Annotated in this window: 17 protein-coding genes; 10 read left to right on the plus strand and 7 right to left on the minus strand. The window is 66.8% G+C overall.

Features of this window, described 5'->3' with window-relative positions:
• The first annotated feature begins 103 nt into the window (after nt 1–103).
• From hflK to KUV38_RS02235, 4 genes are all read left to right on the plus strand, one after another.
• Complete coding sequence (gene hflK, locus KUV38_RS02220) at nt 104–1,321, plus strand: FtsH protease activity modulator HflK (RefSeq protein ID WP_222468489.1); 1,218 nt, start codon at nt 104–106, stop codon at nt 1,319–1,321.
• Complete coding sequence (gene hflC / locus KUV38_RS02225; RefSeq protein ID WP_222468490.1) at nt 1,321–2,499, plus strand: protease modulator HflC; 1,179 nt, start codon at nt 1,321–1,323, stop codon at nt 2,497–2,499. The genes hflK and hflC overlap by 1 nt, the downstream gene beginning before the upstream one ends.
• Before the next feature lie 3 nt (nt 2,500–2,502).
• A complete protein-coding gene (locus KUV38_RS02230; protein WP_222468491.1) occupies nt 2,503–2,697 on the plus strand; it encodes a DUF2065 domain-containing protein in 195 nt (64 codons plus the stop codon).
• A 317-nt stretch (nt 2,698–3,014) separates the two neighbouring features.
• Nucleotides 3,015–4,475 (plus strand): Do family serine endopeptidase, encoded by a 1,461-nt coding sequence (locus tag KUV38_RS02235; protein WP_315898584.1) that lies wholly within the window; start codon nt 3,015–3,017, stop codon nt 4,473–4,475.
• Between the two features lie 160 nt (nt 4,476–4,635).
• Here the strand turns inward: KUV38_RS02235 and KUV38_RS02240 are convergent, their stop codons facing one another.
• Together KUV38_RS02240 and KUV38_RS02245 are read right to left on the minus strand one after the other, a co-directional pair.
• Nucleotides 4,636–5,592, minus strand: a complete 957-nt coding sequence (locus tag KUV38_RS02240; protein ID WP_261385127.1) for an alpha/beta fold hydrolase — start codon at nt 5,590–5,592, stop codon at nt 4,636–4,638.
• Between the two features lie 3 nt (nt 5,593–5,595).
• The gene (locus tag KUV38_RS02245; protein WP_222468492.1) at nt 5,596–5,883 is read right to left on the minus strand and encodes an SCP2 sterol-binding domain-containing protein; all 288 of its coding nucleotides are present in this window, start codon (nt 5,881–5,883) and stop codon (nt 5,596–5,598) included.
• Nucleotides 5,884–5,965: 82 nt separating this feature from the next.
• Between KUV38_RS02245 and KUV38_RS02250 the strand changes: the two genes are divergently transcribed.
• From KUV38_RS02250 to KUV38_RS02270, 5 genes are all read left to right on the plus strand, one after another.
• The gene (locus KUV38_RS02250; protein WP_261385129.1) at nt 5,966–6,598 is read left to right on the plus strand and encodes a tetratricopeptide repeat protein; all 633 of its coding nucleotides are present in this window, start codon (nt 5,966–5,968) and stop codon (nt 6,596–6,598) included.
• Between the two features lie 30 nt (nt 6,599–6,628).
• Entirely contained in the window at nt 6,629–9,541 is a 2,913-nt protein-coding gene (locus KUV38_RS02255) for a helicase-related protein (protein ID WP_222468493.1), read from the plus strand.
• Nucleotides 9,538–9,939, plus strand: a complete 402-nt coding sequence (locus KUV38_RS02260; RefSeq protein WP_222468494.1) for an RNA-binding S4 domain-containing protein — start codon at nt 9,538–9,540, stop codon at nt 9,937–9,939. Before KUV38_RS02255 ends, KUV38_RS02260 begins: the two co-directional genes overlap by 4 nt.
• A 46-nt stretch (nt 9,940–9,985) precedes the next feature.
• Nucleotides 9,986–10,321, plus strand: coding sequence for a ferredoxin FdxA (gene fdxA, locus KUV38_RS02265; protein ID WP_222468495.1), 336 nt, complete (start codon nt 9,986–9,988; stop codon nt 10,319–10,321).
• 248 nt (nt 10,322–10,569) lie between these two features.
• Entirely contained in the window at nt 10,570–11,079 is a 510-nt protein-coding gene (locus KUV38_RS02270; protein WP_222468496.1) for a CarD family transcriptional regulator, read from the plus strand.
• 66 nt (nt 11,080–11,145) lie between these two features.
• On the opposite strand, the gene KUV38_RS02275 is transcribed toward KUV38_RS02270, so the two are convergent.
• Together KUV38_RS02275 and KUV38_RS02280 are read right to left on the minus strand one after the other, a co-directional pair.
• Complete coding sequence (locus tag KUV38_RS02275; RefSeq protein ID WP_222468497.1) at nt 11,146–13,029, minus strand: cation:proton antiporter; 1,884 nt, start codon at nt 13,027–13,029, stop codon at nt 11,146–11,148.
• Nucleotides 13,030–13,183: 154 nt separating this feature from the next.
• On the minus strand, nt 13,184–13,639 hold the full coding sequence (locus KUV38_RS02280) for an Lrp/AsnC family transcriptional regulator (RefSeq protein ID WP_222470930.1): 456 nt from the start codon (nt 13,637–13,639) through the stop codon (nt 13,184–13,186).
• Between the two features lie 132 nt (nt 13,640–13,771).
• On the opposite strand from KUV38_RS02280, the gene hppD reads away from it, so the two are divergent.
• Nucleotides 13,772–14,875 (plus strand): 4-hydroxyphenylpyruvate dioxygenase, encoded by a 1,104-nt coding sequence (gene hppD / locus KUV38_RS02285; protein ID WP_222468498.1) that lies wholly within the window; start codon nt 13,772–13,774, stop codon nt 14,873–14,875.
• A gap of 61 nt (nt 14,876–14,936) precedes the next feature.
• Here the strand turns inward: hppD and kdsA are convergent, their stop codons facing one another.
• The 3 genes from kdsA to KUV38_RS02300 form a co-directional block, all read right to left on the minus strand.
• Nucleotides 14,937–15,755 carry a 3-deoxy-8-phosphooctulonate synthase gene (kdsA, locus tag KUV38_RS02290; protein ID WP_222468499.1) on the minus strand — a complete coding sequence of 273 codons (819 nt, stop codon included), beginning with the start codon at nt 15,753–15,755 and terminating at the stop codon, nt 14,937–14,939.
• Between the two features lie 79 nt (nt 15,756–15,834).
• Entirely contained in the window at nt 15,835–18,954 is a 3,120-nt protein-coding gene (locus KUV38_RS02295) for a hypothetical protein (RefSeq protein WP_222468500.1), read from the minus strand.
• Nucleotides 18,955–19,203: 249 nt separating this feature from the next.
• On the minus strand, nt 19,204–20,484 hold the full coding sequence (locus KUV38_RS02300; protein ID WP_222468501.1) for an O-acetylhomoserine aminocarboxypropyltransferase/cysteine synthase family protein: 1,281 nt from the start codon (nt 20,482–20,484) through the stop codon (nt 19,204–19,206).
• Nucleotides 20,485–20,659: the final 175 nt, after the last annotated feature.

Genomic DNA, 20,659 nt, shown 5'->3' on the forward strand with positions numbered 1-20,659 from the left:
CCGGAAACGGTTGAATTTGGCGCTTTCCTGACCACTTGTGCTAGACAATCACCAACACACCGCCGATGCAGGCGGAACCGCAAGGAAGAGGAAAGAGACACATATGGCTGGCAACAACGGCGGCCCCTGGGGCGGCGGATCGTCCGGCGGCGGAGGAGGCAACGGCGACGATGGCGACCGTTCCAACCGTCCGGGCGGCGGCGGGCGGAGGCCCGGTGAAGGCTCGGGCATCCCCGAAATCGACCAGATCATGAAAAAGGGCCAGGAGCAGCTGAAGGTGCTCATGGGCGGACGCGGCGGCAATGGTCGTGGCACCGGCGGCGGTGGCCGTGGTGGCGGCGGCGCCCCCTGGCTGACCGGCGGCACCCTGCTGATCGGCGCCGGCGCAGCCGCGCTGCTCTGGGCCTTCGCCAGCTTCTATACCGTCCGGCCCGAACAGCAGTCTGTCGAGCTTTTCCTTGGCGAGTTTTCCGATATCGGCACCGAGGGTCTCAACTTTGCCCCCTGGCCGCTGGTGACGGCTGAGGTCATCGACGTGACCACCAACCGCACCGAGGATATCGGCGTGCGCCGTGGCCAGTCCGGCAATGACGGCCTGATGCTGACGACCGACGAGAACATCGTGGACATCGACTTTCAGGTGGTCTGGAACGTGAAGAACGCGGCCGACTTCCTGTTCGCGCTCGAGGCGCCCGAAATCACCGTGCGTTCGGTGGCCGAAAGCGCCATGCGCGAGGTGATCGCCCAATCCGAGCTGGCCCCGATCCTCAACCGGGACCGGGCCTCGATCGAAGCCCGCGTGGACGAGCTGATCCAGCAGATCCTCGACCAGCAGCAAACCGGCATCAACGTGGTCCGCGTCAACTTCAACAAGGTGGACCCGCCCGCGCAGCAGGTGGCGGTGACCGACATCAACGGCGAGACCAAGACCACCTCGGTGATCGATGCCTTCCGCGATGTGCAAGCCGCCGAACAGGAGCGTGACCAGGTGCAACGCCAGGCCGATGCCTATGCCAACGGCCGCCTCGCGCAGGCCCGTGGTCAGGGCGCCCGCATTCTGGAGCAGGCCGAGGCCTACCGCTCCGAGCAGGTGAACCAAGCCACCGGTGAAAGCTCGCGCTTCCTGTCGGTGCTCGAAGAGTATCGCGCCGCGCCCGAGGTTACCCGCAAGCGTCTCTATCTCGAAACGATGGAGAAGGTGCTGGGCGATATCGACAAGATCATCCTTGAAAATCAAGGGGGTGAAGGCGGGCAGGGCGTGGTGCCCTATCTGCCGCTGAATGAGCTGCGCCGATCCGGCAGCACGGGAGGGAGCAACTGATGAACCGCCTGTCCTATCTCCTTCCGATCGTCGCCATCGCCCTTGCGGCGCTGCTGTCGTCGATCTTCATCGTCGATGAGCGCGAGCAGGTGCTCGTCCTGCGCTTCGGCCAGATCAAGCAGGAGCGCACCGAGCCGGGCCTCTACTTCAAGGTGCCGCTTTTCGATGAGGTCGTGGATTACGAAGATCGTATCCTCTCCATCGAAACGCCGCTGATCGAGGTGACCCCGGCCGATGACCGCCGCCTCGTGGTGGATGCCTTCGTGCTCTGGCGCATCACCGACATGGTGCAGTTCCGGCAGGCCATCGGCATCGGCGACGAACGCGCCGCGCAGATCCAGCTGAACGACATTCTCGACGGTCAGATCCGCGCCGTTCTCGGCTCCGAGGGGGTGACCTCCAACACCATCCTCTCGCCCGAGCGGACCGCTCTGATGGATCAGATCGAGGTGCGGGTAAACGACCGTGCCGGCGAGCTGGGCATCGAGGTTGTGGATGTGCGCCTGCGCCAGACCAACCTGCCCGAGCAGAACTTCGACGCCACGCTGAAGCGGATGATCGCCGAGCGGGAACGTGAGGCCATCGATGAACGGGCCCGCGGTCAGGAAGCCGGCCAGCGCGTGCGCGCTGCCGCCGACCGGACCTACGCCGAGATCATCGCCGAGGCCAACCGGGATGCCCGCATCATCCAGGGTCAGGCCGACGCCGAGCGTAACCGGATCTTTGCCGAAGCCTATGGCCAGGATCAGGAGTTCTTCGAGTTCTACCGCTCGCTTTCGGCCTATGAAAACTCGCTGAAGGGCAACAACTCCTCCATGGTGATGAGCCCCGACTCCGAGTTCTTCAACTACCTGCGCACCGATGGGTCGGGCTCCGGCGTGGCCCCCGCGCCGGTCGACGAGGCCGCTGCTGCGGCCGCGCGGGCCGCCAACGAGGCCGCCATCCGTGCCGCCGAGGAGAGCGCCGCCGAAACCGCAAGCGAGGCCGAAGCGGTGATCGAGGAGCTTCCCGATACCTCCGTGGCCGGGGAAGCCGCCGAAGGCGCGACGGGCGAGACCGCTCCCGCCGAGGCAGCTCCTGCCGAAGAGGCACCTGTGGAAGAGGCACCGGTAGAGGAGGCTCCCGCCGAGGAGGCTCCGGCTGAAGAGACCCCCGCCGACGACACCACGGGGAACTGACCCATGGCCACGGCGCTCCTTGCGCTGGGCGCTATCCTGATGATCGAGGGGCTGGTGATTGCACTGGCCCCTCAGATTTATGAAGACTTCCTCCGCTGGCTGGTCAGCCTGCCCGTGGAGGCCCGCCGCACCGTGGGCTTTCTGGCCCTGACCGGCGGCGCGCTCCTGATCTGGGGCGCGGCATGGATCGGCGGCTGACCTCTCCTGCATGGCCCCGTGGCCCGCGCCACCGGCGCATGACGGCAGATTTCATCCCTTGCGGCAACGCGGACCCTTGCGCCAGTGGCGCCCGGCTGAAACACTCCCGGCCAAGGGCTGACGCGGTTCTCACGGCCAAGTGACGCACCGCGAGAGCCATTGAGTTGCGCTTTCGCCTCCCTATCTGGGAAATAGGCAGAAGCAGATAGGGGCATCTGACCGGCTGACCCCCCGCACAACCCGGGGTTCGCGCCGGCCGGTCCGCCCTGACGATCAAGGGAGACCATCCAGTGACTTCACAGGCAATTGCAAAAACAGTGGTTCAGGACCGGCGCAGCACTTTCGCGCTGCGCAGCCTCTTCGCGCTGCTCATCGGTCTGGCACTGATCACCGCGCAGGCGGTGAACGCCCAGTCCCGCAGCATCCCCGGCAGCTTTGCCGACCTTGCCGACCAGATCAGCCCTTCCGTGGTAAACATCACCACTTCCACCACCGTATCGCGCCGCACCGGCCCGACGCCGCAGGTGCCCGAAGGCTCGCCCTTCGAGGATTTCTTCCGCGATTTCCTCGATCGCGAGGGCAACCCCGACCGTCCGCGCCGCAGCTCGGCGCTGGGCTCGGGCTTCGTGATCTCCGAAGATGGCTACATCGTCACCAACAACCACGTCATCGAGGGCGCGGATGAGATCACCATCGAGTTTTTCTCCGGCCAGGAGTTGCCCGCCGAGGTGGTGGGCACCGATGCCAACACCGACATCGCCCTGCTGAAAGTCATCCCCGAAGAGGCGCTGCCCTTCGTGCCTTTCGGTGACAGCAACACCGCCCGTGTGGGCGATTGGGTGATCGCAATGGGCAACCCGCTGGGGCAAGGCTTCTCTGTCTCCGCCGGTATCGTCTCGGCCCGCAACCGCGCGCTCTCCGGCACCTATGACGACTACATCCAGACCGACGCCGCCATCAACCGCGGCAACTCCGGCGGCCCGCTGTTCAACATGGACGGCGAGGTGATCGGGGTGAACACCGCGATCCTGTCGCCCAACGGTGGCTCCATCGGCATCGGCTTCTCGATGGCCTCCAACGTCGTGACCAAGGTCGTTGCCCAGCTGAAGGAATACGGCGAGACCCGCCGCGGCTGGCTCGGCGTCCGCATTCAGGACGTGACCCCGGACGTGGCCGAAGCCATCGGCCTGACCCCCGCCAAGGGCGCGCTTGTCACCGATGTGCCCGAAGGCCCGGCGATGGACGCTGGGATGAAATCGGGCGACGTGATCATCAGCTTCGATGGCCAGGAGGTCGAAGACGTGCGCGGCCTCGTCCGCCGCGTGGGCAACACCGAGGTCGGCAAGACCGTCCGGATGAAGGTGTTCCGTGACGGCAGCACCGAGACGCTGAAGGTCACCCTCGGCCGCCGCGAAGAAGCCGAAGGCGCCGTGCCTGCCGTGGCGGATGGCGGCGAGGAAGGCGAGCCCGAAGCGCCGCAGGAGCAGGAGCTTCTCGGCCTGACGGTGACCACGCTGACCGACGAGCTGCGCGAGCAGATGAGCCTCGACGGCAATGAGGAAGGCCTCGTGATCAAGGAGGTCGACGAGATGTCGGAGGCCTACGAGAAAGGTCTGCGCGCTGGCGACATCATCACCGAAGCCGGGCAGCAGAAGGTCCGCGCCGTGAACGACCTCGAAGACCGGGTGGAAGAGGCCCGCGAGGCTGGCCGTAAATCGCTCCTGCTGCTGATCCGCCGTTCCGGCGAGCCCCGCTTCGTGGCGCTCTCTCTGGAATGATCTGAATTCTCACAGGCGAGAAAACCTGGCCCGCGCTCCCCGCGCGGGCCTTTTTATTGCCCTGCCGCTGGTCAATCGCGCGCCCTGCGGGCGCATTCCCTTTTATCGGTTTGGCGCCTGTGGCCGCTGCTGCACTGAAGCGGCGGGTCTAGGCAAGGGGCTACGGGTTCACCGAAGCGGGAACCCCGGCATGCGCGTTGAAAAACGCGATCGTGCGGGCGAAGAACGCGTCGCGCACATCCGGTGTTTCCATCAGAATTTCATGCTCCGCGCCCTCCGGCTCCACCAGCTCGGCACCGGGCCATGTGGCCATCCGGGTGCGCACCGCTGCCGGATCGACGATGCGCTCATTGCCGCCAAGGTAGGTCAGACAGGGCAGATCGGGCGCGGGGGCACGTAGCAGAGCGCGCATCTCTACCAGTGCGCGGTTCAGCCAATGCAGGCTGGGGCCGCCGAGGGCCAGCTCGGGGTGCGCGGTGAGCTGGGCCCGCATGTAGAGCCACATCTCCTCGTCCCGGGTGAGCATGTTGCCCGCGAACTCTGCCGCCAGCGCATAGGTTTCAGGCTGGGTGCCGGGGGCATAACGCCCACTCATGCCGAGCGGGCGGGAAAGGGCGGAGAGCACCCATGCCGCAGGGCGCACCGCCGGATGAAACCGGATGCCCCACATCGGCGCCGAGAAGGCGGCAGCCTTCAGATCGAGCCTCTGCGCGGCGCGCAGCCCGATGCACCCGCCCATCGAATGGCCAATCAGCACGCGGGGCAGGGGGCCGCCTTCCAACTCGGTGACGGCCTCGACCATCGCGTCCACGTCGAGCTGATAATCGGCGAACTCGTCCACATGGCCGGTGGCTGGATCTCTCAGCGCCCGGTCGGCAAGGCCCTGGCCGCGCCAGTCCATCGCCGCCATGTTCCATCCCGCCGCCACGTATTCCCGCGCGGCGCGGCCATATTTCTCGATGTATTCAGTCCGGCCGGGGAAGAAGAGGATGGTGCCCTTCGCCGCTTCGGCGGGCCACCACCCCATCCGCACCTGCACCCCGTCGGCGCAGGTCAGCCAATAGGCGCGGCCCCCCTCGGGGCCGTCCGCCTCATCGTATAGCGGGGCGTCCTGCAAGCCTCAGCTCAGCGCGCCGCCGAGCTTCATCGCCATGCCCATATCGCCATCCACCTTCAGGCGGCCGCCCATGAAGGCGGCGGTGGGGTTGAGATCGCCGGAGAGAATCGACTGGAAGGTCTCGGCATCGGCGGTCATCGTCACTTCGGCCTCGTCGTCACCGGGGCGGGCGCCGTTTTGGTCGACGATGATCGAGCCTTCGTCCTCGATCACGAACTTGGCGGTGCCGTCAAACCCGCCATCCATCTTCTCGTTCAGGGCCGCAACGGCGCCTTCGACAACTGCACTCATTCCTGTTCTCCTTCCAATGTGACCGACCGGGGGCTTGGCAGTCCCGGCGCTTGCGCTAAACTCATGCACAGATATGCGACCCTTGGCCAGACACCTCAACTTTCACGTCACGGCATTTGCCGTGTTGCTGGCTTTTGCCGCACCTCTCGCCGCGCAGGAGGAAAACGCTCCCGATGCGCCGCCCGAGATGCCCACGCCCTCGCCGGAGGTCGCCGTGGCCCCCGAGCCCGAGGGCGGGCGCCCCTCGCTCGACCAGCTCTTCGCCGAACTGTCCCAGCCCGAGCAGATGGGCTGGCAGCGGATCGAGGATGCGATCTGGATCGAGTGGTCGCGCTCCGGCTCGGCCTCGATGGACCTGCTGCTCAAGCAGGGCCGCGAGGCGCTGGAGCGGGAAGAGTACGATCTGGCCATCGAGCACCTCACCGCGCTGACCGATCACGCGCCGGAGTTCGCCGAGGGCTTCAACGCCCGCGCCACCGCCTTCTTCCAGCTCGATGAATACGGTCTGGCGCTGGAAGATATCCGCCGCACGCTGGAGCTGAACCCGCGCCACTTCGCGGCGCTCACCGGCCTCGCCGTGATCATGGAGCAGATGGGCGAGGAGGCCCGGGCGCTCACCGCCTATCAGGAAGTGCTCAAGATCCACCCCCATCGCCCCAACGTGAAAGAGGCCGTCGAGCGGCTCGAGTTCACCGTGATGGGCAAGCGCATCTGACGCGCCCCCAAGCCTGACAAGAGAGGCCCTATGGGCGGCGAACACGCGCGGATCACGGCCCTTCTGGGGCCCACCAACACCGGCAAGACCCATTTTGCCATCGAGCGGATGCTGTCTTACCCCTCCGGGGTGATCGGCCTGCCGCTGCGGCTCCTGGCCCGCGAGGTCTATGACAAGATCGTCGGGCTGCGCGGCCCCAATGCGGTGGCGCTGATCACCGGCGAAGAGCGCATCATGCCGCCGCGCCCGCGCTTCTGGGTCTGCACCGTCGAGGCGATGCCGGTGACCGGCGAGCATGACTTTCTGGCGGTGGACGAGATCCAGCTCTGCGCCGATGCCGAGCGCGGCCACGTCTTCACCGACCGGCTGCTGCACGCCCGTGGGCGGGTGGAGACCATCTTCATGGGCGCAGAGACCATGCGCTCGACCATCTCACAGCTTGTACCCCGTGCGCAGTTCGTCAAACGCGAGCGGTTTTCTCATCTGACCTACGCAGGTTCGAAAAAGATAAGCCGAATGCCCGCCCGCTCGGCCATCGTCGGCTTCTCGGTTGAAAATGTATATGCCATCGCCGAGCTGATCCGCCGCCAGAAGGGCGGTTGCGCGGTGGTCATGGGGGCGCTTTCCCCCCGTACTCGCAATGCGCAGGTGGAGCTCTATCAAAACGGCGATGTCGATTACCTCGTGGCCACCGATGCCATCGGCATGGGCCTCAACCTCGACCTGCATCACGTCGCCTTCTCCGCCACCTCCAAGTTCGACGGGCGGCGTATGCGCCCGCTCACCGCGCAGGAGCTGGGCCAGATCGCCGGCCGCGCCGGGCGCTACCAGCGCGACGGCTCCTTCGGCGTGACCGGCGAGGCCTCGCCGCTGCATGAAGAGACCGTGGAGGCGATCACCGAGCACCGCTTCGAACCGATCCGCAAGCTGGAGTGGCGCAACCCCGAGCTGGACTATCGCACCCCCGCCCACCTGATCGCCTCGCTGGAGGCCCGGCCCGACAACCTGCTGCTCGCCCGCGCCCGCGAGGCCGACGACCTCGGCGCGCTCAAAGCCCTTGCCGCCATGCCCGAGCTGGCGCCGCGCACCACGTCGCGCGCCGACACCAAGCTGCTCTGGGATGTGTGCCGCATCCCCGATTTTCGCGGCATCTCCCATGCCGAACACGCCAGCCTTCTGGCCAAGATCTTCGCCGATCTCCACGGGCTCGGCCGCATCCCGGATGACTGGTTCGCACGCCAGGTCAAACGCATCGACCGAACCGATGGCGACATTGATACGTTGTCCAAGCGGCTGGCATATATCCGCACATGGACCTACGTGGCCCAACGCAAGGGCTGGCTCGACGACGAATCCCATTGGCGCGGCGCGACCCGCGCGGTAGAAGACCGCCTGTCAGATGCCCTTCACGGCGCACTGACCCAAAGATTTGTCGACCGGCGCACCTCAGCATTGCTGCGGCGGTTGAAACAGAAGGAGAGCCTCGTGGCTGACGTGAACGACAAGGGTGAAGTGGCGATCGACGGCCACGTTGTGGGCCGGCTCGAGGGCTTCCGCTTCAGGCAGGCCGACACCAGCGATGCCGGAGAGGCCAAGACCCTGCGCTCTGCCGCCGTGGCCGCCCTCGGCCCGCAGTTCTCGCTGCTCTCCGACCGGTTCTACAACGCGCCCGATACCGAGCTCGACTTCACCGAGCAGGGTGGGCTGATGTGGGGCGAGCATGCCGTCGGCAAGCTGGTCAAAGGCTCCGAGGCGCTCAAGCCGCAGGTGCAGGCCTTCGTCGATGACGAGGCGGGCGCAGAGGTGGCCGAGAAGGTCACGCGCCGGCTCCAGCACTTCATCGACCGCAAGATCGCCGCGCTCTTCGAGCCGCTGATGAACGTTCAGAACGACGAGGCGCTCACTGGTCTGGCCCGCGGCTTCGGCTTCCAGCTGATCGAGGCGCTTGGCGTGATCCCGCGCGAGCAGGTCGCGCAGGATGTGAAAGCGCTGGACCAAGACGCGCGCGGTGCGCTGCGCAAGCATGGTGTCCGCTTCGGCCAGTTCACCATCTTCATGCCGCTGCTGCTCAAGCCCGCGCCCACCCGGCTCCGTCTGGTGCTTTGGTCGCTGGCCCAGGGGCTTCAGGAGTTCCCCGAGAGCCCCCCGCCGGGCCTCGTGACCATCCCCGCGCCGCAGGGCATGCCTGAGGGCTACGCGCCGATGTCGGGCTACCGTAGTGCAGGCAGCCGCGCGATCCGCATCGACATGCTGGAGCGCCTCGCCGACCAGCTGCGCGGGCAAGACAGCCGCGGCGGCTTTGAGGCCACCGCGGACATGCTCTCGATCACCGGCATGACGCTGGAGCAGTTCGCCGACCTCATGGGCGGCCTTGGCTACAAGGCCGAGAAGGGCGAGCGCGCAAAGGTCAAACCGGTCGATGCCGTCGTACCCGAGGCCGCCGCCGCCGCGCCCGAGGGCGACGTGCCGGTGATGGACGCCGCCGAGGCGCAGCCCGAAGGCGGCATCATTGAGCAGCCCACGCCCGAGACCTCGGCAGATGACATCTCGCCCGAGGCCGAGGCCCTGCCCGATGCCGGCGAGGCCCCCGTGGCCGAAACCCCTGCCGAGCCTCTGCCCGAAGAGCCGGTGGCCGAAACGCCCGCCGAAGAGCTTGCGCCCGGCACGGCGCCGGATGCCGAGATCGCCGGCCCCGAGATGGAGACGTTCTACACCTTCACATGGGGCGGCAACCGCGGCGGCCGCCGCAATGACCAGCAAGGCAACCGCCCGAAAGGGCAGGGCAAAGGCAAGCCGCGCGGCAAGGGTGGCCCCAAAGGCAAGGGCGGCCCCCGCCGTGACGAGGGCGCCAAGACCTTCCAGTCCCGCCCGCCCCGCAAGGAAAAGCAGATCGACCCCGACAACCCCTTCGCCCAGGCGCTGATGGGGCTGAAGAAAGAGTGACAGGGGCCGCGCCGGAGCGCCAGCCGCCGGGCGAGGCCACCAGCCTCCGCATCGACAAATGGCTCTTCCACGCCCGCTTCTTCAAAACCCGCAGCCTCGCCGCCAAACTGGTGAGCGAGGGCAAGCTGCGGGTCGATGGCACGCCCATCTCCAAGCCCTCCCGCACCGTCTCGCCCGGCGACACGCTGACCTTCCCGAAGGACAGGCACATCCGCGTCATCCGCATCGTCGCGCTGGGCACCCGCCGTGGCCCCGCCCCCGAGGCCCAGGCGCTCTACGAAGATCTCGCCCCGCCAGAACGCCCGTCCCGCGATCCGGGCGAACCGAAGGCCGACGTTCGCCCGACTGCGCGTGATCGACGCATCGCGCTCCGAATGCGTGGCAAGTCGCTTGAATGACCCTCTGCTTTGAAATACCTCTGCCCCGAACGGCAAAGAGGCCCGCATGACCTATATCGTCAACGACAACTGCATCGCCTGCAAATACACCGACTGTGTCGAGGTGTGCCCCGTGGATTGTTTCTACGAGGGCGAGAACATGCTGGTGATCCACCCTGACGAATGCATCGACTGCGGCGTTTGCGAGCCAGAGTGCCCCGCCGACGCCATCCGCCCGGATACCGAGCCGGACATGGAGAAGTGGGTGGAGTTCAACCGCAAGTACTCCGAGATGTGGCCGGTCATCGTGACCAAGAAGGATCCGCTGCCGAATGCCGACGACATGGACGGCAAACCGGGCAAGATGGACCTGTTCTCGGAGGCGGCTGGCGAGGGCGGCTGAGCCGCACGGCGCCGCCTGAAATTGACCAGTTGGTCAAAACGTCGCGCGTGGCCCCGCGCGACGCGCTTTGAGAATCGCGATTTTTGTGATATATTCCTTGCCGATGGAACATAAATCCTGAGGCTCCCGTCGCTGCGCTGCTCGCCAGACCGGGGGAATTCATAGCGCAAACAAGGCCCGCTCCCGGAAGCACACGCGCCGGGGAAGGGCCTTTTCGGCTCCAAGGGATCGGCTAAGGAAGGCCCTGAATGACCAAGAAGAAATCCGAGTTTCGCCCCAACGATTTCGTTGTGTACCCGGCCCACGGCGTGGGCAAGATCGTCTCGATCGAAAAGCAGGAGGTCGCCGGCTTCGAGCTGGAGCTCTTCGTGATCTCCTTCGAGAAAGACAAGATGACCCTCCGCGTGCCCACCCACAAGGCCACCGAGGTCGGCATGCGCTCGCTCTCCACGCCCGACACCGTGTCGCTGGCCATGAAGACCTTGAAGGGCAAGGCCAAGGTCAAGCGCGCCATGTGGTCCCGCCGGGCGCAGGAATATGAGCAAAAGATCAACTCCGGCGACCTGATCGCGATTGCCGAAGTGGTCCGCGACCTGCACCGCACCGACGACCAGCGCGAGCAGTCCTACTCCGAGCGTCAGCTCTACGAGGCAGCGCTCGAGCGCCTGACCCGTGAAGTGGCCGCCGTGTCGGGCACCGACGAGGCCGGCGCGCAGAAGCAGGTCGATGACGTGCTGGTGAGCCGCGCCGCCGCCTGACGGCCGCAGCCTATGCTTTCAAAGGGCCGTGCCTCCGGGCGCGGCCCTTTTCATTTGGCAGGCAACTCACTCCGCCGCATCCGCACCGCCCTGCGACCGGCCCTGCAGGATCTCCCGCACCAGCGCCGCCTCCAGCTCCGAATTCAGCTCCCGGGTCCGGGCCACATAGGCCTCGTTGTGGCTCAGCGGGATATCCGGGTTCCACAGCTCCGCCAGCTCCCGCAAAATATGCCGGTCGTGCTTGTAGAACCGGCGCTCCACCTCGCTCGCCTCGAACTCCGAGAACTCCATGTTCTCCAGCACGTAGCGCCCGGCCCGCAGGCTGGAGTCGAACAGCTCGCGGATGATGTCATTCGCTCCCGCCTTGTAGAGCTCATACACATGCAGCCGGTCCCGCGCGCGGGCGATGATGTGAATGTCGGGCCGCACCTCGCGGGCATAGTGCACCAGCTGCACGGCGGTCTTGGGGTTGTCGAGCGCCACCACCAGAACCCGCGCATGGTGGATGCCTGCGGCATGCAGCAACTCCGGGCGCGTCGGGTCGCCAAAGAACCCCTTGAAGCCGAAGCGCCGCAGAAGGTTGATGGTTTCAAGGTTATGGTCGAGCACGGTGGTGTTCACCCCGGCGGCGCTGACCATCCGGCTCACCACCTGCCCGAAGCGGCCTAGCCCGGCGATGATCACCGGCGCGGTCTCGTCCATCTCGTCCGGCTCCGGTGCCTCGCTCTCCTCCGCCATCCGCTCCGAAAGCTTCTCGTAGAGGATGAAGAACAGCGGCGTGAGCAGCATGGTCATGGCCACCACCAGCAGCAGGATCTGCGCCAGCACCGGGTCCAGCATGCGCTGCCCGGTCATGAAGCCCACCAGCACGAAGCCAAACTCACCGGCCTGCGCCAGACCGAGGGTAAAGAGCCATTGCCCCTTGGTGCGCAGCTTGAACATCCACGCCAGCGCAAAGAGGATCAGCCCCTTCACCAGCATCACCCCCAGCGTGAGGCCGATGATGGTGAAGATGTTGTTCCACAGCACGGTAAAGTTGATGCCCGCGCCCACGGTGATGAAGAAGAGGCCAAGCAGCAGCCCCTTGAACGGGTTCAGGTCGGCCTCGATCTGGTGGCGGAACTCCGAGTTCGCGAGCATCACGCCGCCGAGGAAGGTGCCGAGGGCAGGGGAGAGGCCCACAAGGTTCATCAGGAAGGCGATCATCACCACCATCAGCAGGGCTGTGGCGGTGTAAAGCTCGCGCAGCTTGGCCATGTGGATGAACTTGAACAGCGGCCGCGTCAGGAAGATGCCGGCAAGGATCACCGCCGCCACCGCGCCGACCGTCACCAGCGCCACGCCCCAGCCCGGCAGCCCCTCGACCAGCGACATCGCATGATGCGCCTCTTCGCCGCCTACCTGAATGGCCCCACTGTCATCGAGCTGGGGCACAAAGGCCACCGGCAGCAGCGGCAGGATCGCCAGGATCGGGATCACCGCGATATCCTGCGTCAGCAGCACCGAGATGATCGAGCGCCCGCCGGGCGACTGCATCAGCCCCTTCTCGCTGAGGGTCTGCAGCACGATCGCGGTGGAGGAGAGGGCAAAGGTCATGCCCACGGCAAGCGCAAGGCTCCACGTAAGGCCAAGCGCCATGCCGCAGCCCGCAATCACAAGGGAGGTGCCCACCACCTGAAGCCCGCCAAGCCCCAAGAGCCGGTGCCGCATGTTCCACAGCGCCTTCGGCTCCAGCTCCAGACCGATCAGGAAGAGCATCACCACCACGCCGAACTCGGCGAAGTGTTGAAGCTCCTGCGTTTCGCTCCCCACAAGGCCGAGGATCGGGCCAATCACGATGCCTGAAAGCAGGTATCCCAGCACCGATCCCATGCCGAGCCGCGCCGAAATCGGCACCGCGACCACAGCCGCGCTGAGGTAGATCACCGCCTGATAAAGGAACTCTTCCATAGCGCCCGCCCTGTTTCGTCCTTTCCAGAAGTATCAGGCAGAGGCCAAAATGGAATGGCCGCAGCGCCCCGCAGCGGGCGAAAACGCTGTGCGGCAGGGCACATTATCTTTCACTTGGTTACAGCGGCGCTCTCGTGGGCGCTTGGCGCGGCGCTCACAGAGGCAGGGGGCCGTCGGGCTTAAGCTGGTCCATCACGATCTGGCTTTGCACCCGCGCGACCGAGGGGTGGGGCAGCAGAACTTCCTGCACCAGCCGGTTGAGGGCCGCCAGATCGCGGCAGTAGATGCGCAGCAGGTAATCGGCATCGCCGGTCATCACCCATGCGCTGGTAATCTCGCCGGTGCGCTCCACCAGCCGGGCAAAGCTCTGCGCAGCATCGGGGGCATGGGCGGCCATATGCACCTGAATCATCGCCTGCACCCCCAGCCCCACTGCCTCCGGGTCCACCCGCGCGCCGTAGCCCGCGATCAGCCCCTCCGCCTCCAGCCGCTGCCGCCGCCGCCCGGCTTGGCTCGGGCTGAGGCCCAGCTTCTGGCCAAGGGTCTCGGCGGTCTGGTTGGCATCCTGTTGCAGGAGCCGAAGCAGGAATGAGTCGGTTTTGTCGAGTATCATGCGGGGTATTAACGTGAACGGCGATATTAATGCGCAGTAAACGCGGATAGTCCTGCAATTTCCAGCCATAACGCGCACTCCCCGCCCGCATCCCGCGCTAAACTGGCCGAAAGCGCACAGGAGATACCCATGGGCCCCTTCCCCCACGACGCCCCCAAGGCGACGATCACCCCCGAAAACCCCGCCGGCACCGATGGCTTCGAGTTCGTCGAATTCGCCCACCCCGACCCCGAGCACCTGCGCGAGACCTTCCGCGCGATGGGTTACACCCACGTAGCCACCCACAAGACCAAGCGCATCGAGCTTTGGCAGCAGGGCGATATCAGTTACCTGCTGAACGACGAGCCCGGCACCCACGGTCGCGACTTCGTTGAAGAGCACGGCCCCTGCGCCCCCTCCATGGGCTGGCGCGTGGTGGATGCGCAGCACGCCTTCGGCCATGCCGTGAAAAACGGCGCCGAGCCTTATGAAGGCCCCGGCAAAACGATGGACGTGCCCGCCATTCGCGGCATCGGCGGCAGCCTGATCTACTTCATCGAGGATTATTTCGAGACCAGCGCCTACAACGCCGAGTTCGACTGGCACGACAGCGCCCACCCCATGGGCGTGGGCTTCTACTACCTCGACCACCTCACCCATAACGTCTTCAAGGGCAACATGGACAAGTGGTTCCAGTTCTACGGCAAGCTCTTCAACTTCCGTGAGATCCGCTTCTTCGACATCGAGGGCAAGTTCACCGGCCTCTTCTCCCGCGCCCTGACCTCCCCCTGCGGCCGCATCCGTATCCCGATCAACGAGGACCGGGGCGAGACCGGCCAGATCGTCGCCTACCTGAAAAAGTACAACGGCGAGGGCATCCAGCACATCGCCGTGGGCGCACGTGATATCTACGAGGCGACCGACCAGATCGCCGAGATGGGCGTCAAGTTCATGCCCGGCCCGCCCGAGACCTATTACAAGATGAGCAAGGACCGCGTGCAGGGCCACGACGAGCCGCTCGACCGGATGATGAAGCACGGCATCCTGATCGACGGCGAGGGCGTGGTGGACGGCGGCGAAACCCGTATCCTGCTCCAGATCTTCTCGAAAACCGTGATCGGCCCGATCTTCTTCGAGTTCATTCAGCGCAAGGGCGATGACGGCTTCGGCGAGGGCAACTTCAAGGCGCTCTTCGAGAGCATCGAGCAGGAGCAGATCGAGAGCGGCGAGTTGAAGCCGGAAGACGCCGCCTGAAAGGCGGGCTAATCAGTGCCCCTATGAAAACGCCTCGAAGGGCGAATGAGCGCCCCGCGCCTCAGCCCTTCGTGACCGCGTCCAGCGCCTTCAACCTGTCCAGCACCGCCGGCAGGTCCGCCAGCCGCAGCATGTTCGGCCCGTCCGAAGGCGCGTTGTCGGGGTTTTCATGCACTTCCATGAAGACAGCCGCGCAGCCCACCGCCACGGCCGCTGCCGCCAGCACGGGCACATACTCGCGCTTGCCACCCGTCGAGCCGCCAAGCCCGCCCGGCTGCTGCACCGAATGGGTCGCGTCGAACACCACCGGATAGCCCGTCTCTGCCATGATTGGCAGGCCGCGGAAGTCGCTCACCAGTGCGTTGTAGCCAAAGCTCGTGCCGCGCTCGCAGAGCATGATCCGCTCATTACCCGTGCTCGCGATCTTTTCGGCCACATTGGCCATGTCCCAAGGCGCCAGAAACTGCCCCTTCTTCACGTTGATCGCCTTGCCCGCCTTTCCGGCGGCCAGCAGCAGGTCGGTCTGGCGGCAAAGGAACGCCGGGATCTGCAGGATATCCACCACCTCGCCCGCCCGCTGCGCCTGCGCCACATCGTGCACATCGGTCACTACAGGGCAGCCGAACTCCTCGCGGATCGCGGCCAGCACTTCCAGCCCCTTCTCGATCCCAAGCCCCCGCTTGCCAGAGAGCGAGGTGCGGTTGGCCTTGTCGTAGCTCGCCTTGAACACGAAAGGGATGCCGCGCTCGCCCGCCGCCGCGCCGATCTTCTCGGCCAGCATCCGCGCATGGTCGAGGCTCTCCAGCTGGCAGGGGCCGGCCAGCAGGGCAAAGGGTTTGTCGTTCGCAATGGAAAACCTGCCGAGGTCCACCGATTTCATGGCCTGTCTCCTGCTGCCAGATTTCGGGTCACAGGAACACCGGCGCGGCGGGGATGTCAAACAGCCCCGCCCGCGCGCCTCAGCCCGATGGCATGGCGAGGGTGATGTTCTTTCCGCGCTTCACGTAGCGCAGCTCGTTCTGGCCGATCGCGGCGACCTTGCCGCCATCCAGCCGGTCGCCCGCCTTCACCTTGATCAGCCTGCCCGAGGGCAGGCGCACGAGGGCGCGGCGCTGCGAGGGTGAGCCGAAGACGCCGATCAGGTTGATGTCGCGCAGTTTCAGCACGTTGCGGTCAGTTGCAGCCTTGGCCACCGAGGCGCTGGAGGGCACCGAGGGCGCGACCCTCTGGTTGCGCGGCAGGACCACGGCGGCAGTGGCCGTCTGGGTGGAGCCGCTGTCGGCCTGGGGCGCCGTGGTCGAGCGGGCAGCGGCGGCTGCGGCCGCGCGGGCCTGCGCCTCGGCCTCTTCCTCCGCCTTCTTGCGCGCGGCGGCGACTTTGTTTCCAAAGTTGCGCGGCTTGGCGGCGGGCTTGCGCGAGGCGGCAACGGCCAAGCGCGAGGCGTTCTGCAGCTCGGCCTCGGCGCGGGCCTGGGCCTCTGCTGCGGCGCGCTCCTCGTCGGCGGCCAGTTCGGCGGATTCGCTCTCGCTGTCGCGCACGGCTTGTTCAATGGCGGCCTGACGGGCGCTCTCGGCCTCATCCTGCACCGATTGCGGGCGCGCCTTGGGCCGCAGCCCTGCCAGCTCCGCACGGGTGCGTCCGCCGAGCGTGGCCTTCTCGTTCTCTTCAATCAGCCCTTCCGGGCGCGCCTTGGGGCGCAGCCCGGCGAGGGCGCTGTCGGCTTCGGTCTCGCCCGCCGTTTCCGCCTCGGTCTCGGCCTGAGCCTCGGCGCTGGCCTCCTGCGCCGTGCCGGGCCGCACGCGCGGCACCACATGGGGGCGCCCGGCGTAAAGCGTTACGCCGCCAGCGGTGACCACGCCCTCCTGCGTCGGGCGGATCGAGCCATCGGCGTCAAACTCCACGTCCTGGCCGGGGGGCATCGGGCTGGGCTGGCGGGGCAGGGCGGCATCGCTGCCGCTCCCGGTTTCGGCACGGGGCAGCGCCACCGCGTCATAGCCGGTCACCGCCGGGTCGATGGAGGCGATGTAAATGTCGTCGGTGCTCTCTTCGGCGGGCAGGCTGGCGGGTTGCGGGGCCTGCTGCCAGATGCCGCTCTCGGCATAGGCGGCCTGCGCCTCCTCCGGGCTCAGCGGCGCCGCAGGGGTGGCCTCCGGCTCCGGCTCCATGTCGGCCAACTCGTCCTCGGCGGGCTCTGCATCGGCGTCGATCTCGGGCAACGGCGGGTTTTCGAGCATCGGCTCTGCGATGCGCGGCTCTTCTTCGGGCAACGCGGAGAAGGGGTCGTCCGCAAGGCTGGCCATCTGGGCCTCGCCTTCCATCGCCGGGTCTGTCGGGGCCGGAGCCTGCAGGGCCTCGGCCAGTTCGGCCTCGCCTTCTGGCTCGGTGGTCGCACCGCTGGTGCCGGTCTCCGAGAAGGTGATCGAGCGGGTCAGGGCGCCATCGGCCCCGGTGTTCCGGCCAAGCAGCGGCAGCGTGCCTGCCACGCTCTGCTCGGCGACCACGGGGGCGCCATCAGTGTCGCCGCCCGCGATAAAGAGTTTCGACCAGAGGCCGACCATGCCGAGAAACAGCACCAGCCCGAGCGTCAGCCCGATGGGGAAGCCCTTGCGCTGTTTCGGCTTGGCTTTGCCGCGCGCGCCGAAGATGGTCATGTCGCCCGCCGTGGCCTCTTGCGAGAGGCGCTTGGGCAGGTCGTCCGGCGTGGGCTTGGGCAGCGGTGCGGCAATGATCTCGGGCGTGAGCGCAGAGCCGCCCTCGGGCTTGCGGCGCAAAGTGCCCACCTTGTCGCGGAAGGCCGCAAAGGCCGCCTTGCTGCGCGGGCTGGCATCCTGCGGGGCAAGCTCGGGGTCCGGCTTGGCCGCAGGGGTGCCGTCCGCGGCTTCGGGCGTCATCGCCGCGATGGTCCGTGCCGCCGTCTCGGCAGGCTTGGCCACCACCTTCGCCGCCGGCTTCTCTTGCGGTTCGGGTTTGGCTGCGGCGTCGGGCTTGGCTACGGTGTTCTCGGCTTTGCCACGCGTTGCGCCGCCCAGCTTGCGCACCGCGCCGCTGGCTGCGTCGGACCGCGCCGCGCCCAGCCGGGGCGCCTGCCCCTCGGGCGTCTGGGCGCGGATCGAGCTGAAAGCAGGCATTGCAGCCGCCGGGGCTTCAGGCTCATCCTCGGCAGGCTCATTCTCGCTAAGCGCCTCCTCTTCCGGCGCCGCGACCTCTTCAGGGGCCGCTGCCTCTACACCTGAGTCTTCATCTTCCAGCGCAGGCGCGTCAGCCTCAGTCGGTGCTTCATCACCAGCCGCCTCAACAACCTCGGGCGCAGCCTCTTCTGCAACCGCGTTAACCTCTTCGATCTCGGCAAGTTCAGGCTCAACCGTCTCCGGTTCGGCGACCTCATCAACGACGGGCGCAGCCTCTTCGGCAACCTCCAACGTCTCAGCACCCTCAGCGATGGCCTCTTCCGGCGCACCTTCCGCCACCTCGGCCACACCCTCGGCATCCGCCGCAGCTTCCGCCTCGGCCTCTACCTCAACCGGCTCCGCAGCCACCGCCGCAGGCTCTTCCCAGTCGCCCACAACCTCGATCGGTTCGGCATCGGCCAGCATCACCGGGCCAGCGCCGGGGCCGCGATCCACCGGGCCGAAGAAAGGCTCGCGCAGGAAGGCCCCGCGCGGCGGCACCGCCACGTAGCCCACCGGGCCGAAGCCGTGCTCGGCCGCGAAGGCGCGGGCCTCTTCCAGCGTTTCGCGGGCGACCACGGCGATGTGCAGCGTCTCGCCGTCCGACTCCCAGTCGAACAGCAGGTCCGAAACCTCGTAGGGCGTCGCCCCCACCAGTGCGGCACGCACGCGTACCTCGTCGGCCAGCTCGTCGCGGCCGCTGGCTGGGCAAGTGGTGTATAGAATTTGGCCGTTGGGGATCACCAGCTTGGTCGCGACCGCGCCCCCCGCCTGTGCCCGCAGCGCGGCCAGGTCATCGCTCAGCCGGTCGGCATCCAGCGAGACCGCGCCAACCCGTCGCCACCCATCCTCCGCACGCCGCAAAAGCGAGATACCGTCGAGGCTGAGATCAAGCGCGAAATCGGGGGTCATCCAAGGAGTTTCCGGCCAATGGGGGCGGGCGCCGCAGGGCCCGCGTGAAAGCTCCTTAGTCTATACAGGCTTAACGGCGGGTTTTCAATTTTTCACGACTCCTGCGGCATCACCTTCACCTCGCGCCAAAGCGCCTTGTCGCATAACGAAAAATCCGGCCCGTACAGGGGCCGGATTGTTGGAGGTGCGGGGCTGACAATGTCGTGAAACTGCAAGCCCCGCGCGGGCGGAAATCCGCCGCTGCCGCGCCTATTGGTGCGCCTTCTCCAGCGCTTGCCCGAGGTCGGCGATCAGGTCGTCGGCATCCTCGATTCCGATGGAAAGCCGCAGCACGTTCGGCGCGGCCCCGGCCGCCACCTGCTGCTCCTCGGTAAGCTGGCGGTGGGTGGTGGAGGCAGAGTGGATCACGAGGCTCCGGGTGTCCCCGAGGTTGGCCACGTGGGAGAACAACTCGAGGCTGTCCACCGTCTTCACGCAGGCCTCGTAGCCCCCCTTCAGCGTCACCGTGAAGAGTCCGCCCGCGCCCTTGGGGCAAACCGTCTTGACCCGCCCGGCATAGGGCGAGGAGGGCAGGCCGGCGTAGGTCACGGCCTCCACGTTCGGGTGGGTCTCCAGCCAGCCGGCGATCTTCTTGGCGTTGGCCACGTGCCGCTCCATCCGCAGGCTGAGGGTCTCGATGCCCATCAGCGTGTAATGGGCGGCCTGCGGGTTCAGGGTCATCCCGAGGTCACGCAGCCCGATGGCGATGCCGTGGAAGGTAAAGGCCAGCGGCCCGAAGGTCTCGGCGAACTTGAGGCCGTGATAGGCAGGCTCCGGCTCGGAGAGCGAGGGGAACTTGCCCGAAGCCGCCCAGTCGAACTTGCCCGAATCCACCACCACGCCACCCGTCACGGTGCCATTGCCGGTGAGATACTTGGTCATCGAATGCACCACCAGCGTCGCGCCATGCTCGATCGGGCGGCAGAGGTAGGGGGTGGCCGAGGTGTTGTCGACGATCAGCGGCAGCCCCGCCTTGTCGGCCACCTTGGCCACGGCGGGCAGGTCGGTGATGTAGCCGCCCGGGTTGGCGATGGCCTCGCAGAAGACCGCCCGCGTGTCGTCGTCGATCGCCGCCTCGATGGCATCCAGATCGTCGAAATCCACAAACTTGGCCGACCAGCCGAAGCGCTTGATCGTCTGGCTGAACTGGGTGATCGACCCGCCGTAAAGCCTTGTCGAAACAACCACATTCCGCCCCGGCCCCATCAGCGGGAAGAGCGCCATGATCTGCGCCGCATGGCCCGACGAGCAGCACACCGCACCCGCGCCGCCCTCCAGCGTGGCGATCCGCTCCTGCAGCACCGCCACGGTGGGGTTGGTCAGCCGCGAGTAGATGTAGCCCACTTCCTGCAGGTTGAAGAGCGCGGCGGCGTGATCGGCATCGCGGAACACATAGGCCGTGGTCTGATAGATCGGCGTCTGCCGCGCGCCGGTCGCCGGATCGGGCCGTGCGCCTGCGTGAATCTGAAGCGTGTCGAAGCCGTAGCTCATGGGTGTCCTCCCGTTACGTCATGATTGGCCGTGACCCTAGGCCAGCGCTCATGGCGCGGCAATCGGGGCGAGCGTGAAATCGGCGCAAGACCTTTATGCGCTCCGCGATTGCGCACCCCGCCTTTAGGGCGTCTCAAAGCCCCGCGATTTGACAGGTCAGGCCCATCCGGGTGAC

The organism is Vannielia litorea (assembly GCF_019801175.1).
GTDB classification, from domain to species: Bacteria; Pseudomonadota; Alphaproteobacteria; order Rhodobacterales; family Rhodobacteraceae; genus Vannielia; species Vannielia litorea_B.